Origin of the sequence: Halorhabdus tiamatea SARL4B (assembly GCF_000470655.1) — an archaeon.
GTDB lineage: Archaea > Halobacteriota > Halobacteria > Halobacteriales > Haloarculaceae > Halorhabdus > Halorhabdus tiamatea.
The window spans coordinates 226,893-243,245 of sequence record NC_021913.1; the positions used below are offsets into that span (position 1 = coordinate 226,893).

General features: G+C 59.2%; 16 protein-coding genes. 1 reads left to right on the forward strand and 15 read right to left on the reverse strand.

What is annotated here, in order from left to right; genetic code table 11:
- Positions 1-420: 420 nt before the first annotated feature.
- The 10 genes from HTIA_RS14925 to HTIA_RS14980 all read right to left on the reverse strand — a co-directional run bounded on the left by HTIA_RS14925 (position 421) and on the right by HTIA_RS14980 (position 9,159).
- Complete coding sequence (locus HTIA_RS14925) at positions 421-786, reverse strand: DUF7568 family protein (RefSeq protein WP_008526051.1); 366 nt, start codon at positions 784-786, stop codon at positions 421-423.
- Between the two features lie 3 nt (positions 787-789).
- Positions 790-1,281 carry a hypothetical protein gene (locus HTIA_RS14930; protein WP_008526050.1) on the reverse strand — a complete coding sequence of 164 codons (492 nt, stop codon included), beginning with the start codon at positions 1,279-1,281 and terminating at the stop codon, positions 790-792.
- A gap of 1,347 nt (positions 1,282-2,628) precedes the next feature.
- Entirely contained in the window at positions 2,629-3,891 is a 1,263-nt protein-coding gene (locus HTIA_RS14945) for an RNA-guided endonuclease InsQ/TnpB family protein (protein ID WP_008526046.1), read from the reverse strand.
- A complete protein-coding gene (locus HTIA_RS14950; RefSeq protein WP_008526043.1) occupies positions 3,888-4,085 on the reverse strand; it encodes a hypothetical protein in 198 nt (65 codons plus the stop codon). Before HTIA_RS14950 ends, HTIA_RS14945 begins: the two co-directional genes overlap by 4 nt.
- Complete coding sequence (locus tag HTIA_RS14955; RefSeq protein WP_044951437.1) at positions 4,075-4,278, reverse strand: hypothetical protein; 204 nt, start codon at positions 4,276-4,278, stop codon at positions 4,075-4,077. The genes HTIA_RS14950 and HTIA_RS14955 overlap by 11 nt, the downstream gene beginning before the upstream one ends.
- Before the next feature lie 108 nt (positions 4,279-4,386).
- The gene (locus HTIA_RS14960; protein WP_008526040.1) at positions 4,387-4,809 is read right to left on the reverse strand and encodes a hypothetical protein; all 423 of its coding nucleotides are present in this window, start codon (positions 4,807-4,809) and stop codon (positions 4,387-4,389) included.
- A 121-nt stretch (positions 4,810-4,930) separates the two neighbouring features.
- Positions 4,931-7,303 (reverse strand): heavy metal translocating P-type ATPase, encoded by a 2,373-nt coding sequence (locus HTIA_RS14965; RefSeq protein ID WP_021029480.1) that lies wholly within the window; start codon positions 7,301-7,303, stop codon positions 4,931-4,933.
- Positions 7,304-7,363: 60 nt separating this feature from the next.
- On the reverse strand, positions 7,364-8,113 hold the full coding sequence (locus HTIA_RS14970; RefSeq protein WP_008526038.1) for a helix-turn-helix domain-containing protein: 750 nt from the start codon (positions 8,111-8,113) through the stop codon (positions 7,364-7,366).
- Between the two features lie 61 nt (positions 8,114-8,174).
- Complete coding sequence (locus HTIA_RS14975) at positions 8,175-8,459, reverse strand: hypothetical protein (protein WP_006183450.1); 285 nt, start codon at positions 8,457-8,459, stop codon at positions 8,175-8,177.
- Between the two features lie 37 nt (positions 8,460-8,496).
- The gene (locus tag HTIA_RS14980) at positions 8,497-9,159 is read right to left on the reverse strand and encodes a DUF6735 family protein (protein WP_008526037.1); all 663 of its coding nucleotides are present in this window, start codon (positions 9,157-9,159) and stop codon (positions 8,497-8,499) included.
- Between the two features lie 149 nt (positions 9,160-9,308).
- On the opposite strand from HTIA_RS14980, the gene HTIA_RS14985 reads away from it, so the two are divergent.
- Positions 9,309-10,691 carry a hypothetical protein gene (locus HTIA_RS14985; protein ID WP_020931526.1) on the forward strand — a complete coding sequence of 461 codons (1,383 nt, stop codon included), beginning with the start codon at positions 9,309-9,311 and terminating at the stop codon, positions 10,689-10,691.
- Positions 10,692-10,849: 158 nt separating this feature from the next.
- Here HTIA_RS14985 and HTIA_RS14990 read toward each other — a convergent pair whose 3' ends face one another.
- The 5 genes from HTIA_RS14990 to HTIA_RS15010 all read right to left on the reverse strand — a co-directional run bounded on the left by HTIA_RS14990 (position 10,850) and on the right by HTIA_RS15010 (position 16,270).
- The gene (locus HTIA_RS14990) at positions 10,850-12,658 is read right to left on the reverse strand and encodes a zinc ribbon domain-containing protein (protein ID WP_008526034.1); all 1,809 of its coding nucleotides are present in this window, start codon (positions 12,656-12,658) and stop codon (positions 10,850-10,852) included.
- 94 nt (positions 12,659-12,752) lie between these two features.
- Positions 12,753-12,941, reverse strand: coding sequence for a hypothetical protein (locus HTIA_RS14995; RefSeq protein WP_008526032.1), 189 nt, complete (start codon positions 12,939-12,941; stop codon positions 12,753-12,755).
- Between the two features lie 112 nt (positions 12,942-13,053).
- Complete coding sequence (locus HTIA_RS15000) at positions 13,054-13,950, reverse strand: biosurfactant protein 1 (protein WP_008526030.1); 897 nt, start codon at positions 13,948-13,950, stop codon at positions 13,054-13,056.
- A gap of 94 nt (positions 13,951-14,044) precedes the next feature.
- The gene (locus tag HTIA_RS15005) at positions 14,045-14,971 is read right to left on the reverse strand and encodes a transcription initiation factor IIB (protein WP_020931527.1); all 927 of its coding nucleotides are present in this window, start codon (positions 14,969-14,971) and stop codon (positions 14,045-14,047) included.
- Between the two features lie 156 nt (positions 14,972-15,127).
- Positions 15,128-16,270 carry a DNA cytosine methyltransferase gene (locus HTIA_RS15010; RefSeq protein WP_008526026.1) on the reverse strand — a complete coding sequence of 381 codons (1,143 nt, stop codon included), beginning with the start codon at positions 16,268-16,270 and terminating at the stop codon, positions 15,128-15,130.
- Between the last annotated feature and the right edge of the window lie 83 nt (positions 16,271-16,353).

Genomic DNA, 16,353 nt, shown 5'->3' on the forward strand with positions numbered 1-16,353 from the left:
CCCAGAAATAAACGCCACCGCTAGGGTGTCATAGAACGATTCACAAGGGTTAGTTTCAGGCCATATGTATCGAATCACCCGCTAAGTGGGATTGCGGATTGAGCGAATTCGCCTACTCAGTATCCATGAATACACCAATAGTTCCGAGGAATCCGGACGCGAAAACCGTGAGCCCGACAACTGGATTGAAGTAGTGAGCAATAGCGAGACCAAGTAAACTGACCTGTGTACCCAAAATCATCATCTGCGTCCCGAGACGGTTGATATCGGCATCAGACTTCGGCACAGAAAAACAATAAAAAGGAGCCATGTTAAATATTGATAGAGCGTCAGTCTGTACTTAGCGATTCAACGAGAGCGTAGCAGCAGTATGGGAACTGTTCTATGACACCCTCGTCACCGCGGATACGTTCCCATTAATCAGCGCTCGGCGCCGTACACGATTCTTGAGGATGCTTCGTACCCACAGTTCCGACACTCGAACCAGCGCTGGGTCTTCGCGCCGTCAGCCGTTTTTCCGCCCGTTGCCACATCACTGTTCGAACACTCGGGACAACTCAGTTCGGGCGCTGGCCGTTTCCGGAGCTCGTCACGGAACGATTTCGCGTCCTTCGTCTCGTACCCCTGCGACCAGACAGGATAGCCGTCGACGAGGATTGCCCCACGCCATTTGTACCGGTAGGAGTCCGGGGCTCGATGCAGGACGGCTCGCGCACCGGTCTCGGTGTTCCGATACGCGAGTGTCGGCGAGCGGCTCTCGCGTCGCCAATTGGTAATCCTGGACATCCTTTAGAAGTGGACGTCAGCGGGTACGATCCAGAGCTCTTCACTCTCCTCGAGGAGTCGATCCAGCTGTCCACGGTGACGAATGCCGGTTCCGTGTTCGGTGTACAGGAAGATCGTCGGGCCGTCGTACGCACCGACCTTGTGGAAGGCGTGCCGGGCGAGGTCCTCGTCGCGCATGATCTCCTCGTCGGAGAGCTCGTCGATGGCCTCCTTCACCCGATCGAGATTACGCTCGAATTCCTCCTTCGTCGCCTCCCAGCCACGCTCGAGCAGGTCCTGGCCGTCATCGGAGTCGACGGGGGCTGCCGTCGGCAACTTCCCCCATCGTGCCTTCCTCGCAACGGACGTGTCCTCCTCGTCGAAGGTCACAAAATAGTCGAATACTGTACAGGAATTTGGCTCAGCGCCAACCAATCGATTGAACACCGTTTTCCCTGTAGCTAATGCTTCGTTTTCTGTCGATGCCTCGACGAGCGCGTAGATGACCATATGCATCTGAACCACTCCAACGCCCGTCGGTCCGGTCACCGACGCGCGCCACTCTCTCGCTGGCGCGAATAGACAGCTACCAGAGAGAACGATGATTCAGAGGCAGTACGGAACAGGCCTCACTCAGAAGGATATATTCGCTCAGTACAGCCGAACGCTTTATCAGGTCAAACTTCTGTTAGTACGTGTGAAGACGCTTCGCCGAATGTTGTTTCGTGAGCCGGATGGGCGACCGAAGAGTCTCACTTTCTTGCTCTTATCGTTCGCTTCCATCCTCGGGTGGATGTATTTCGGTATTGTACTCAACGGTCCTCACAATATGCTCTTTTTAGGTATCGCGTTTGCGTTCTCTGGGTTAGCTGAATCTCTTCCTCCGACCCGACAACGTTCAGCAGGAGTTTTGCGAACACTTGGCCTCGGTATCCTCGTTGTCTTCCTTGTTCTCCTCGTATTAGCTCCAGAGTTAATATGGGCCAAGTGAGTGCAGACTAATCTGAAAAATACAGAGGAGGCAGTTCGTATCAGTTCTTGTTATTCGGGTCAAAGGCGTAGTAGACCACAGCCATCGTGACACCCATTACGACTGGTCCAAAACTTCCATCGCCCGGGAGCAGGAGTCGAACAGCAAGCACGCCCACAGCGGAAACGAACCCAACGAGAAGAGCGTAGGAAACACGAGTTAGGTCACGCACCCGATCATCCAATTGCTGGTACACACCTCGAAGAGTACCCATACGCATAATTACCGTAGACGGTAGATGTGTCTTTTCGTTAGGAATGTACGCCTGCAGAGCAGCTGTTTCACCCCCAATTAGTCGGTGAGAACCCGCCTCGATGTGGTGAGCTGCTTCGGTAAATACAGAACAACTATTTTGCCTTTGGATGTCCGATTTTTGCTTGTGTCCCCAGTACTTGAGTCCCTCAAAGAAACGTGGAGTACCGTGACTAGTTTCGATTCAGTAAAGGTCTGGCTTCTCGTCGTCGGGATTGCTGGTGGAGTTGGACTGTTCATCTCTTGGGAGCTGAGTCAACTCTGGGAACACCTCTTCGGTTACTCCTCGATAATGACCGTACTGACAACGATTACCGTACTCTTGCTCTCCTATTTCTGCCTGAGCTACCTTGTCTCATCTGTTCTCTACAATCACGAACTGAGTGCGAATTAGGTAGGCAAGTACACTGTGTGGCCAGTTCAGCAAAAGACGCCTGAATACAACACTGCGTACTCCTCTTAATCAAATAGGGCCAATCTCCCTGATTGCGTCAATTCTCTCGTCCTCGTCGAATGTAACGTATTGACGTCCACCTTGAAATGAGGCTCCTCCACGCTGGACGATGGTCCACGGGAGTGACTTACGGGTTTGTGCGCTGTTCGTTGGGATTTGTCCCGATCTCAGGGGCGTCTGTGGTCGAACGCCACTCGTGATTGTCCCACTGGAACCGCACGGGCCGCGCCATCGGCCTGACTTGCTGCTCGGTGTTCCGCCGGAGGAACGTCTCTGCGGCTGTGAGATCGGCGTGTCCCTCGAACCCGCAGGGACAGGTCAGCGTCTCTCGATGCCGAACCGTCTCGTCCTGCTCCCCGCACTCCAGACACGTCTGGCTCGTCCATGCCTCACTCTTCTCCACTACCTCGATCCCATACTCCTCACAGACGGACCGCAGCTGATCGATGAACTGCTTGAACGCCCAAAAGTTCTCCAGCTTCTCGTTGATTTCAGGGGATGGTTGGATTTCGATGACGCCGGTGAGGTCACCGAGGTACACCGTTGCGATCCCCTCGTCGTGCAATCGTTCAACGAGGTCACGGATGAGGGCCTTCTGGGCATGGGTCCGCCGGCGGGAGCGTTTGCGGTAGAGCCGGCGGATTCGCTGGCTCGTGTCCCGCTCTGGCGGCAGCTTGGACGACAGGCGCGCGATCTCTTCGGTCGTCGATCGGAACTGCTCGAACAGCTCCTCACCGTCGTAGAGGTACTGTTCCCCTGTCGTGGTCGTACAGGCAACGAGATTGTTGGCACCTAAATCGAGGGCGGCTTCTTCGGAAGCCAGTGGTGAATCCAGGTCCGAGTCGTCGACTGTGACTGGTTGATATGCTCGATAGGTGTCTTCAACCTCGTCGTATTGAATTTCCAGTCGGCCCTGTTCGCCGGACCACTTCGGATCGCCACGCACCTCCAGCCGGAGCCGTTCGTAGTACCCCAGTCCATACTTCTCTTTGAGATCCTGCCCGACCGGAATTTCGACCCGGGAGTAGTCGCCCCACTCGATCTCGTACGAATCGTTCCGAACGAACAGCCGGAGATCTCGCCCGTCCTCTTGATTCCCCCAGTAGCCCGGTGGGGACGCGTCTTCACCGCTTTCCAACAGCGCGAAAAACGACTTCCAGGCGGCGTTGTTCTTTCGTGTCACCGTCTGGACGCCGGCAGCGCCGAGTTGGCCTTTGTACTGTCCGCGAAACTCATCGGTCTCCCAGATGTTCTCGTCATCGAAGAACCGCTGACGGCGGGCATAGGTCAGCTCGTTCCAGAAGCTCGCCGTCGCGTCCATGACGTCTTGTAGGAGGGTCTCATCCGACTCGGAGAGGGGACGTACCTCGAACGTATTGGTCCGTTTCATCGCTTGCTTACTTTCTGCTGGTCGGGTTGCTCCCACCGGCGCGGGATGTAGCCGAACTGTTCGATCTCGGCGGCCTGTTCACGGAGAAGCCCGACCAGGACTTGCTCTGGAACGCCTGCCTGTGCGTGTTCGACCAACAGACTCTGAAGTCCCTCACGGGCGTTCTCGACGGCTTCGAGATCGTTATCGCCCATCGATGCGCTCCCGGGTATCCGCGGTTTCGTATTTGAATGTTGGCGACGCCGTCCGGCTCTGAGAGTTACGGTGAATTCGATCGAAGACGGCGCCGGCGTGTGGGTCCGCGCCGACCAGACGGTCGAACACCGTCTTTCCGGTGGCCAGCGCGTCGTCGTGGGTCGATGCCTCTACCAGTGTGTATATGACCATGTGCATCTCGAACACCTCGAAACGCCGACGCACCGGGGGTCGTTGCTCGCTCCTGCTGCGCCGGCACCCATCGCCGGCGCCCGAAAAACCCGATCTAGCGGTCGATTCTTAGGACTCGTTCGTTCGATCGACTGTGATGGTCAGGTTTCCGGACTCGTAGTCAGCTTCGAAGTCGACGGTGAACGCATCCGAGTCATATGCGGCGTGGTAGGCGCGGTGGCGTTCGAGCGAGCCTGTCGCCTTGAAGTGGAAGAACGCGGCCGCCGTGTAGGGCTTGCTCTGTGTTTCGACCTGCGACTCGACGGATGCGGGGAGCGCGATTTGTGGTGTGTCCGTGTCGATACTCGCAGCGAACGCCTTCGCTTCCTCGACGGTGGCTTGCGAATGGGCTGGTGTCTCGCCAGTGAGCACGTTCACCGGTGTTTCCGTCTCGTCGGTGAACAGGGCGTCTTCGAAGGTGTGTGTCCCGAGGATCGCCTCGGGATCCAACTCGCAGTCGTGAAACGGATCGTTGTCTGGATTCTCGGGCATCAAATCACGAGCCAACGGTGGGGCTCAGTCCTTTCTGCCCCAGACAAACCACAACTTGTCTCGATGTAGCGGAGGTAAGTCCCGAAAGAAGAGCGCCCTGCCCGCCTTTTCGGCCGCAGAATCAGGTGTCGGAGAACCGGTCGGGCTCGATTCGTGACAACCGCATCGCGTTCCCGGTGACGCCGAGGCTCATCCCCATATCTCCGACAACGACTGCCAGCGCAACGCTGACCAGGCCCAGCGGCACGCCTAACGCGAGCAGAAGCTTCACGCCGAGGCTCGCCCAGATGTTCTGCCGGATCACGCCGTTGGCCGTATGCGACAGGTCGTACAGGTACGGGAGTTTCCCGATGTCGTCGCCCATCAACGCAATATCAGCCGTTTCGAGGGCGGTGTCGGTGCCCGCCGCGCCCATCGCGATGCCGACCTCCGCAGTGGCGAGCGCGGGGGCGTCATTGATGCCGTCGCCGACCATCGCGACCTCCCCGTACTCCGCCTGTAACTCCTCGACTGCGTCGACCTTCTCGTCGGGCAGGAGTTCGGCGCGATACTCATCGACACCGACCTGCTCGGCGATGGCGCGGGCGGTGCCCTCGTTGTCGCCGGTCAGCATCACCACGCGCTCGACGCCCAGCTCGTGCAGGCGTTCGACAGCCCGCTTCGAGGCCGGGCGCACCTCGTCGGCGATGGCGATTGCACCCAGCAGTTCCGACTCCGTCCCGACGATAACGACCGTCTTGCCCTCCCGCTCCAGTGAGGTGAGCGCGTCCTCGGCGAATGCCCCGTCGTCGTACTCGGCCGCCTCTTCCGCCGCGACGCCGCCGTCCGTCTCGCGGCGTGCCCGAGCGAGGTCGAAGCCCAGCTCCTCGAAGAGCGCGGGCTTGCCCGCATAGTACGTCTTGCCGTCGATCTCCCCGCGGATGCCCTTTCCGGTGAGGCTCTCGAAGCCACTCGGGTCGGGCAGGTCGCCCACGCCCGCCTCCTCAGCACGGGCGAGAATCGCCGCAGCGATGGGGTGCTCACTGCGCCGCTCCAGCCCGGCGGCGCGACGGAGCAGATCATCCTCAGTGGTGTCGCCGACCGGGACGACATCGGTGACGGCGAGTTCGCCCTTCGTGAGCGTCCCCGTCTTGTCGAGCGCGACGGCATCGACTTCGCCCATCGCTTCGAGGTAGTTGCCGCCCTTGATCAGGACGCCGTTCTTCGCGGCGCTGGTGATGCCCGACACCACCGAGACGGGTGTGGAGATGACGAACGCACAGGGGCAGGCGATTACCAGCAGGGTGAGCCCGCGGATGAACCAGGTCTGCCAGTCGCTCGCGAAGGTGAACCCGTACCCGGCCAGGTCGACCGAGATGGGGTCGGCGATGACCAGCGGCGGGATTGCGGCGGTCAGGATTGCCAGCACGACGACGAGGGGTGTGTAGTAGCCGGAGAAGCGGTCGACGAACTGCTCAGACTCGGTCTTCTTCGCCTGTGCGCCCTGGACCATCTCGATGATGCGCGAGAGCGTCGAATCGCCAGCGGTCGAGGTGACCTCTACCTCGAGGTACCCCTCTTCGTTGATCGCGCCGGCGTAGACCTCGTCGCCGGCAGTCTTGTCGACGGGGACGCTCTCGCCCGTGATCGGCGACTGGTCGACTGCACTCTCGCCGTCGATGACCGTTCCGTCGAGCGGAATCTTGTCGCCGGGGCGGACGACGACGGTCTCGCCAACGTCGACCTCCTCGGCGGGAACGGTCACTTCCTCACCATCGCGAAGGACGGTCGCCTCGTCGGGCGAGAGTTCCATCAGCTCGCGCAGGGAGTCCCGTGCCCTGTCCATCGCGTAGTCCTCGAGCAGCTCGGCGATGCTGAATAGGACGGCCAGCGTGGCGGCCTCGACGAAGTAGCCGATACCGGTCGCCGCGATGATCGCCGTCCCCATCAGCAGGTCGATGTCGAGGCTTCGGTTCTTCGCGGAGTAGTACCCGCTACGGACGACGGGGATGCCGCTGGCGGCGACGGCGCCGAGGAACAGGACATCTGCGATGTGGAGCGGGTACTCGAGGACGCTCGCCACCGTGGCGTTCTGTCCGGTGAGGAGAAACTCGAAGAGGAGGCCGAGCGTGACGAACGCCGCGCCGAGCCACGTCTTCTTCGCGCGAGGACTTGTCCAGACCTCCGATGGTGGCGCGATGTCGACGCCGTCGGTCGCCTGGTTGTCCTCATCATCGCCCTCGGCGTCCGAGCCCCCGACGACCTCGTAGCCGGCGCCTTCAATCGCCTTGACTACGTCGGCTTCGCTAGTTCGATCAGGGTCGTACGTGACGTTGGCCGTGCCGGTGGTCGGCTGGAGCGTGGCGTCAGTAATGCCGTCGACACGCTGGAGGCTCTTGTCCACCTTTTGGGCGCAAGAGGGACAGTCCATCTCGGGAACGGCGAGGCGGGCGGTCAGCTCACGTCGCTGTCCGCCGCCGCTCGTCCCCCCTGCTGCGTCCGGATTCTCTGTCATCACGTCACGGTAGGGGCGGGAGTTCGATATGTCTTTGTTGGAATATTCCAACTGCGGCCCTCAGTGCGATGCCAGCCGCTCTTCCGCTACCCGCTCGCCGGCGACATGTTGCTTCGCCAAATGTTCTTCCGCCCGACGGAGTCGGTAGGTGAGTGTTGACCGTGGCATGTCGAGATGCTCGGCGAGCTTGCCGACGTCAACCTCGCGGGGCGACTCGTAATAGCCGTGTTCGACCGCGGCCTGAAGAGCGGCCTCCTGGGCTGGCGGTAGGCCGCTCGGTGTCCCGTCGCGTCCCCCAGCTGATGTCGTCGTATCCGCGGTGCGGAGCATCTCCATCTGGGCGCACTCCCCGACGGCAACCCCGAGGGAATCGAAGAACGCCGCCACATCGCCCTCGTCGGAGTGAATGAGCCGCCACGTGTAGTGGCGGCCCTCGTGACGGGTCTCGAACAGCACACCGTCGCCGAGGTGGTCGCGGGCGATGTGGGGGACTGAGGCACAGGCAGGGGTCCGCTCCCAGTCGGAGTAGAGGATGAGCGTGTCGTCCGTGCGGTCGAGGACACGGGTGGTCTGGGTTGCGCCGCAGTCCTCGGTGGCGAGACAGTCGGCGTAGTAGTCGCTGTTGCGAAACGCGTCCTCGATGGCGTCGAGTGCGTCCGGAGTGCCGGTGGCATGGTCGACTCGCCAGAGCTGGTCGGCAGTGGCGTGCAGCGAGAGTGAACGAACGCGAGCGTCGGGGTGGTCTGCGAGGGCGTCCGCCACCCTGTTGCAGCCGGGCTCGTATTCGAGAGCGAAGACGAGTTCGCGCATACCCCGACTAAGGCCTGCCACGACATAACCCATGGCTTGGGGCGATGTCTACTGGCGGGTATCAGATCACGTCGTCCGGGTCGTGAACCTCCTGCATTCGCTGTGCTTCGGCCGCGTATTGCTCCTGGAGGTCGGGGTCATCGACCATGCCAAGATTGCCGGGTTCAGCATCGACTGCTGCTGTCGTGTCTCGGACGTCGGTGAAGGACGTGAGTGCGCGTTCCTTCCGATAGTACTGTTCTCCATCGGGTGTTGCGTAGGTGAGGATGATCAGGTTCTGCTCGTCATCGGAGTACGTCCGTTCGACAAGCCAAACACGAACGTCATCTTCAGACTGATTTGACATACTTAGACATCCCCCGATATCCACTAAGGGATTGGTGTTACGACTTGCCGAGACTCGCTGTCTCGAAGGGTGATTCTCCGGTCGGAATGAGCAGCTCCTGTCGGTCTCCGACCCGCTCAGCGAGCTTCCGTTTCAGATACTGTCTCGCCGTTGACGGTGTGAAGACGCCCTTGTCGAGCATGTCGCCGACGACGTCTTTGAGGGCCGCGAACTGCCCCTGCAGGTGGCCGTCGCCGACCGGCTCGCCGTCGTACCAGCGCACCGTCGCAAGCGCGCCGTTCCCGACCGTCTCTCCCTGTTCGACTGTCTCCGAATCGTACTGCAACCCGAACCACAGCGTTCGGTAGGCGGTCACCTCGAACGTCGTCGACACCACGAAGAACGCCTCGTGGTGGAGGTAGTCGAGGTGGTCAGCGACGATCTCGTCGAGGGTGAGCCCGGTGGCGCTGGGCTTCGGCTCGACGACCGTCGACGGTCGATCCTCGCCGGGGAGGTAGCCGTCGACCGCATCTGCCTCGAGGCCATCGGCCAGCTCTGCCAGCAGCTGTTTCGCCCACTTGGAGTCGGTATCGTCGCCACCGAACGGGGTTTCAGCCGAAATCCGGTGCTTGAGCTTGAGGTTCGCTGCGCCCCAATGGCTGTAGTGGAGCGTGTACTGTCCGTCTGTGCGTTCGTACGCAACGAGTGCGCGGTGTCCCATCGAGCAATCACCTCACGGGGCGATCGCGACTGGATCTCCCCGCACCCCTCCCGGGGGAAGAAAAACAAACAGCTGTGACCGGTTCGAACAGCCTACTGGGTTAGTTCTGTCCCGGCGATTATTCATAGTCCTGTACTAATAGTGGGGCAATGTCATTAGAGTCGGAAGAAATTCACCAGCTGCTAGAATGGGCAATTGACTGGCAACACGATATCAGCCGTAATTCGACACCTGATGCGTTTGAAGCAAGCGAACGCTCGTCGTCACCGTGGGCTCGCCATCGTTCAAATTATGCGTTCGAGAAACTAGCACAGGAGACTTTCCCGCTCTATGACTTGGGAATTGCTCCATCTGATATAATGTCAGATGTGATGGGCATCATCCAAGACCTGGCATTCGAATCGGACGCTGAGGTAGACTGGGACGAATATCACTATCCCGTTGAGGAATCGATTGAAGAAGATGGACTGGTATCGACGTACGAGGCAAAAGTCAATCAGGTCATTGCTGAAATCGGGCAGGGTGAGCAACTGGAAACTATCTTCTATTTCCCGTTGAATATACAATGGGCTGGCTCTCCGCCAGAAATTGAGATTTTCGATATTACCTTCCAGCCAATCTCTGAGTCTGAATGGTCTGAGCAGCTTTCAGAATTTAGAAGGTATCCCGACACATTCGGAACTGGGACGGTGGAGTCGCTGTGTGAGGATACAGATTATAGCTATTGGACGACGACTATTCAGTCGAAAGGACGTAGCTATGCAGCGAATAAGCTCAATACTGCTCTGAATCTGTTGTGTGCGAAGATCAATCATACACTCTATTGTTGGGAAATTCAGCGATTGAGCGAGCGGGACCAGTCCTCGCCAGGGAACCCACGGTGGTCATGGATACAAGAACCGATGGCTGTCCTTACAGCTGGCACTGACCATCCATTAGAGGTCGCCATCACCAATAGGAGTTCACCTCGCACTGTGGACTTGGATTGGACTAATGGAGATCTGCCGGAGCGGTTTGAGGAGATCCCGTCCTTCAATTATGGCGCTGATGGACTTGCAGGGATATTCCAAGATGCTCTTTTAGAGTATCAGCGAGCAATGCTCGAGACAGAACGTCAGAATGCATTTTTCGGATTTTGGCGGTGTATTGAAGAACTCACATTAGCTGGGCACGGTGAAAAAAGCGAAATCGTTGACCGGGCGATGTGGGCATATAGTGTCAGTGCCAGTGAGGCCCACGAAATATTTTTCAAAACCATCACTGAGCAGCTCTATGACACACGGAACAAATGGGTCCACGAAGCAAACTGGGGGGACATCTGGGAAATCCATGAACGCGTGGCCAAGTACTTAGCTGATTCATTGATTCAATTATATATAGACGATTTCTATGGGCTGGATCAAAACGTGGTGGCAGAGGCCTTCCGATATGCCCGTATGGAAGAGCCCCAGCGAGAAAAGAAGCAACGCCAGGCCAAACAACGTCTGGAGGCACTAAATGAACTCAATAATATCGAGCAAGACTGTCCATAGTTGATTTGGCGGTTTACAGGTTGGGCAAGTAGTGTGCGAAGCTCTCCGGCGGAGTCCTGAGCTAGCGAAGGTCTCGGAGAACTTCGACCCTCGCGATTCCGATGTCGTGGTCCGTAAGGTCCTAAACTTTCGTAGACCTCAAAGTCATCGTAGCCGTTCTAATTTTCGGCAGGATTTGGAAGCACCTCGTGGGAATCGTTCGTGCTGACGAGCAAACACTGCCTCGTAATGCTCCCGCTGGGACACCGCAGTCCCGTCTTCCTGCTCTGATTTTGTTGCAGTCCTTCCTCTGCCCGGCTTCGTGTCGTAGTGAGGGACGAAGAACGGTACTCGGACAATCGGGTCTGACGGCCACTCGCCGGGTCCTGTTCACTGTTGGCCGCGGACTGAACGCCAGGCACCGACACGGTTTCTGAATCCTCCGTGCCGGCCTCAGAACGGACACGCTCGCAGGTGGGGCGTGATGGAAAGCTGGCGTGATTTCCCCGCGCCGTGTAGACACAGGGATTCGCCGTTTCCATCCGACTCCCAGAGAGGTGTTTTCGTCCGACATTGACCGCGCCGACCACATCTCGGTCGCACTCATACTCACAGCTGGGACAGTAGAAGTGGCCGCCGTTGCGTAACTCGGTGTGATCTGTCGGGGCCTTCACGGTCTTGCCGCGTTCGCCACATCGCGGACAGTAGCGTGATGTCCCCCAGGGATTCACCGTCTCGACGTCGAGCCCGAGGAGGTCACCCTTGTACCGGAGCCGCTCAAGTAACTTCCCATGGGCCCACGTCGAGATGCTCCATGCCGTCACGCCACCCGTCTCTTCGGCCTCAAACTGCCCTAGCGACTCGAGGACGATCGTCTCGCACTCGTGAACGGCCGCGAGCCACACCAGCTGATTTGCTACATCGTGCTGGATCTGGTCGCGGAGACGTCGCTCCTTCCGTCGCGTCCGGCGATATTCGCTGAGGAGGTGAGCGAACTGCTCGGTATGGCTCTTGCCCTGTTGGCGGAGTTCGGCAAGGCGGCTGTCTATGCCCTCGGCGTCGGCTTTCACTCGAAACAGTTTGTCCTTCGCGTGGTGGTCGACGAAGTTGGGTGGCGCGATCTGGGATTCATCTTTCCCGTCTTCAGATCCGTCTAACACAACCGCAGTTGCCTGCTTTTTCACGCCGAGGTCCACAGCGAGAACACGGTCGGAAGTGGTGTCTACGGAGGTCTCGGGAACATCCACTGGCACGTCCAGCGTATAGCCGTATTCGGAGGAATGCAGTGTCGGCGCTTTCAGCTCCCCTGCCTCAAGCATCTCGTTGAACCGTTGGTGGGCTGGGAACCGTATTTCGTGCTCTGTCCAGTCGGCATACGAGTTGGGCGATAGCGAATCCGGCGCCTTCAGCATCACCACGACTTCTCCGTCCGCGGCTTGGACCTCGTGGATGTCTCCACGACTGTCCGGGCCGAAGGGAACCGTGTCGTCGGGCTGGGGACAGTCGACGAGGTCCGTGTATGCTTCAGGAAATCGGCCATTCCGGTCGTAATGATTGTTTAGCTGCTCGACGACGGTTTCGATATTGCTCCACTGGATGTACGGTGAGTCTCCACTATCGAATAGGCGGCTTCGAAGCTGCTGCCATCCAACCCGCCTGATTTTTCGTTCCTCGACAGTTTCGACGATGAACTGGAAGGCACGGTACTTCTCACGATGAGCTTTTAGAATCCGAGTAACACGATGGTAGATACATCGCTTGAATCGGTTGTAGAGGTATGCGTCTGTGTCCTCGAACGGCTCGTACTCGTCGTCTCGGACGTAGGTGTGGTCGTTGCTATCGCGGGACTGAATCGCTTCGAGGTGCCTGTCTCGCCAGTATTCTTCCTTGAGCAATCGACGGAGATGGCGTTGCCCGAGCTCTAGGATTCGGGAACAGGCAGCGTGATACTCTCGGGGAATATGGAATTGTTCAGTGAGGTGGGTCATTTGTTGGCCTCGTGGTTCTCTCCCCCGCACCCCTTCTGGGGGGCAATAAACAGCCTCAGGAGCGAGACATCCGGATTCATCGTTATACCGCCGCTCAGGACTCGATCTGTGTTCCGGCGTCCCCGCTGTCTTCCGGCTGGGAGAGCAGACTCACGTCTTGCAGGAGAGCTCTCGCTGCCTCTATCCGCTCCTGATCTGCGTTGTCGAGTCCGGCCGTCTCGATGCGTTTGAGATTGGTGAGTGAGCGATGCAGTCGATATCCGGGTGTGTTGCGTGGGTCCATTTGAAGCGCCTCGCCGATTCACGGCGCAGAGAAACCTCTCCGGCTGCGGGTAGCTGTCGGACGGGGCCTGCTCGTTAACCAACATTGGTGTGTTTCTGTGTCGCTATGTTGGTTAAGGCGAGTCCTGACCCGCTTTGCTGGGTCCGTAGCGAGCTGAGCCACACACCCGGCACTCCCAGATCGGTTGCCCCGTCCACGCTTCATCCGGGACCGACTCGTGGGTCTTGAACTGATGGTCGGTCGCCCGTCCACAGGTTTGACAGTCGAGTTCCTGCGTCGTCGGTACCGACGACACCTGGCGGTCAGCCGCAGCCTCGCCAGTAGATTCGGTCAGCGCCATCGCTGGAACCAGCCACACCGCGTCGTCGGCATCGTCGAGGACCGCGTCGAGACGCGACGCGTCGCGGATGCCGTCCCCACGCTGGTCGTAGAGCCGCGTCGGGGCCTGCTCCTGACGCTCCGACGCTCCCTGCCCGCGCCACCCAGTCCGGTCACGGGCGGCACTGAGAAGCCGCTCTCCCTCCGCTGACGACACCTGTACCGCGTCGGGGAGTGAGGGCCATTGCTCGACCAACTGGCGCGCCGGCGCCTCGTCGAGATCGTAGATGAGCGTGTAGTCGTCGACGGCCGGCTCCGCCTCGTTGGCGGAGAGGAGGTTCGCCGCGGCACCGCCCTTCGCGACGGCGCCGTAGAACGTGGTCGACTCGACGACCAGGTGGATGATGCCGAGGACCGTCGTCGACGCTGTCTCGTTCGTGCTAGTGGCGTCACTTCCGAGATGGTTAGAGAGGCAGAACCGGCATTTCGTCTGGCCGTCTGGGACTGATGCCCCACAGGACCGGCACTCGCCGTCGGTTACCGTCGGCGCATCAGGGTAGCCACCAGAGCTCGTCGCGACGCGTTGCCGCCGGGGGGCACCCTCACAGCCGTCGTCCAGCCTCGTGTCCGGAATGTGGGACGCCTCGCCAGTCGGCCGCAGTTCCTCAAAGTCGGAGTAACGACCGTTCATAGAGCAGTCTACAGAGAACATGGCTCGTCTTCGTGTTTAAATCGTAGCGTGGATAGACCGATGTGCAGTACAGACGGAGAGACAGTGGACTGCCTCAGGCGACCCGTTCCTCCAACGTATCCCGGTGTGCCCGAACAGTCGCCTTCGAGGCGTTCGCCACGTCCGCGGCCTCGGATTGCGTCAGCCATCGCCCCTCCTCGCGACCGGCCTTGTAGAGGCAGGCCGCGGCGAACCCGGCCGGATGGACGCCCGTCGTGACGCCGCGCTCCTCGGCCTGTTCCGCGAGGGCTCGGGCCCGCTGTCGGATTTCGTCCGGACACTCGAGGTCCGAGGCGAGGCGCGGCACGAACATGCTGGGGGAGACGGGCTCAGCGGGGAGGCCCAGCTCTTCGTTCAGCGTTTTGTACGCGTTCGTGACTCGTGACTCCGCGAGGCGGGCCATCTCGCTGACGTCGTCCACTAACCGCGAGAGGCCGTTGCACCGGCAGGCTCCATAGACGCTGGCCGCGGCGATGGCCTCGATGGATCTGCCTCGAAGCAGATCCTCGTTCTGGGCGCTCCGGAAGAGCTGGCACGCCTGGTCGCGAACCGAATCGGAGAGCTCGAGCGCACTCGCCAACCGACGCACCTCGCCCAGTCCGTGAGCGAGATTCCGTTCTGCTTTCGACCGCCAGCGACCCCGGGTCTGCTCACGGCGCATCCGCGCGAGTCGCCGTCGCTTCTGCCCAGAGATCTCGTTCCCCTTCGCGTCGGTGCCGCGACCGATCTCCGTCGACAGGCCGCGATCGTGGCGGGCCGCAGTGAGTGGAGCACCCGTTCGCTCGCACTCCTCGTCGTCGTACGCCCGCCACTCCGGCCCGTGATCGATGCGCTGTTCGTCGATGACCAGCCCACAGTCCTCGCAGACCGTTTCGACCGCGTTCGTGGTGACCTGGCCGTCGCACTCGGGACACTGGTTCGCACTCGATTCCGTTCGGACGTCTTCGTCGAATCCGCTCTCGTAGATGTCTCTGGTTGCCATCGTTCTCACCGTGTTCAGGGAACCCGCCAGTACAGCGAGCCCCTCACCCATTGAGGGGGTAGAAAAACTGCACGACAGCTACGTCAGTGACTCATAGATCAGATAAGAGTACGGCAAAGATTCGCTGGCACTAGAGAGTGTCTCTATGGAATCCGATCAACTGGGAAACATCCCTTCGACTGTCGGACTATACAACATCGCTTCCACCAAATCCGGAGGCACGGCATTTCCTACGACTCTTTCGGCCGCGCTAATTCGATCAGGTAGTTCGAACTCTCTCGGAAAAGTCATCAGTAGTGCAGCTTCACGAGGAGTTATACTCCGGTTAGCTTCGGGATGAGTGAATCGGCCACAACTTGGGGTCGTGCAGCGCGTCGTAAGAGTTGGTGCTGGCTCTTTCCACGCCATTCTCCCATAGGCTGAGCCAGCACCTGAATCAATATTCTGATGGCACTCTCGGATGAGATCCTCGTGCTCGGTTCCTCGGAGATCCATCCAACTTCCTCCGTCGTCAGGGATTGCCTCCATTAGATCGATGGTTTTCTGCCGATGATTCCTCGCTCGATGGGCTGGATCGTCATCCTGTTTTTCTCCCTTTGACAAGTTCACCAGATCGTCTCGAACGATCGCGTCTTGGACCCACCTCCATCGCTCTCGTTCGTCGTCCTCATCCGGATTTTCTGTGTGTGTTGGTGACCGAACTGCGATGTCGTCTGAGTCCGCACCGTACACACATACGCCGATGGTTCGCTTCCTCCGTTGCGGAATCCCGTAGTTGGCGGCATTAACGAGTTTCAGGTTCACACCGTATCCGCCCTGTTCTTCGGTGTCCTCCTCGCGCGTCACTTTCTCCATTTGATTGCGAAACCACTTGATATAGGCACCCTCTCCCGAACTGAGGATGCCTTGGACGTTCTCGAAGAACACGAGATCGGGCTTTTCCTCCCGAATCCGTTCAACAAATGCCCGGAGTAAGTCGTCCTTCGGTTCGTCCTCTGGCCAGGGCGTAGTGTCTCTAAGTGAGCTGAAATTCTGGCATGGAGGACAGCCACAGATTACGTCTACTTCTCCCTTTTCGAGGCCGAAGTGGTCGCGAATCTCGTCGAAAGTCGTTTCCTCTAAATCTGCTTGCAGAGGTTCAAAGTCGACTATCCCCTCGTCCGTGAGATTTCGTTCGTACGTGTCGAGTGCGTCTTCGTCGATGTCAACCGCACCTCTTATTTCAAACCCTGCCTGGTGAAATCCGAGAGAAGCCCCACCAGCGCCGCAAAAGAGGTCAACCACGGTACCTCTGCTCATTACTTACCCATACAAATTCCGACGTCTAATTTTTTGTGCTTCAGGTGAAGGTCCCCGTTGGCGAACGAGGAGCGTCGCACCTC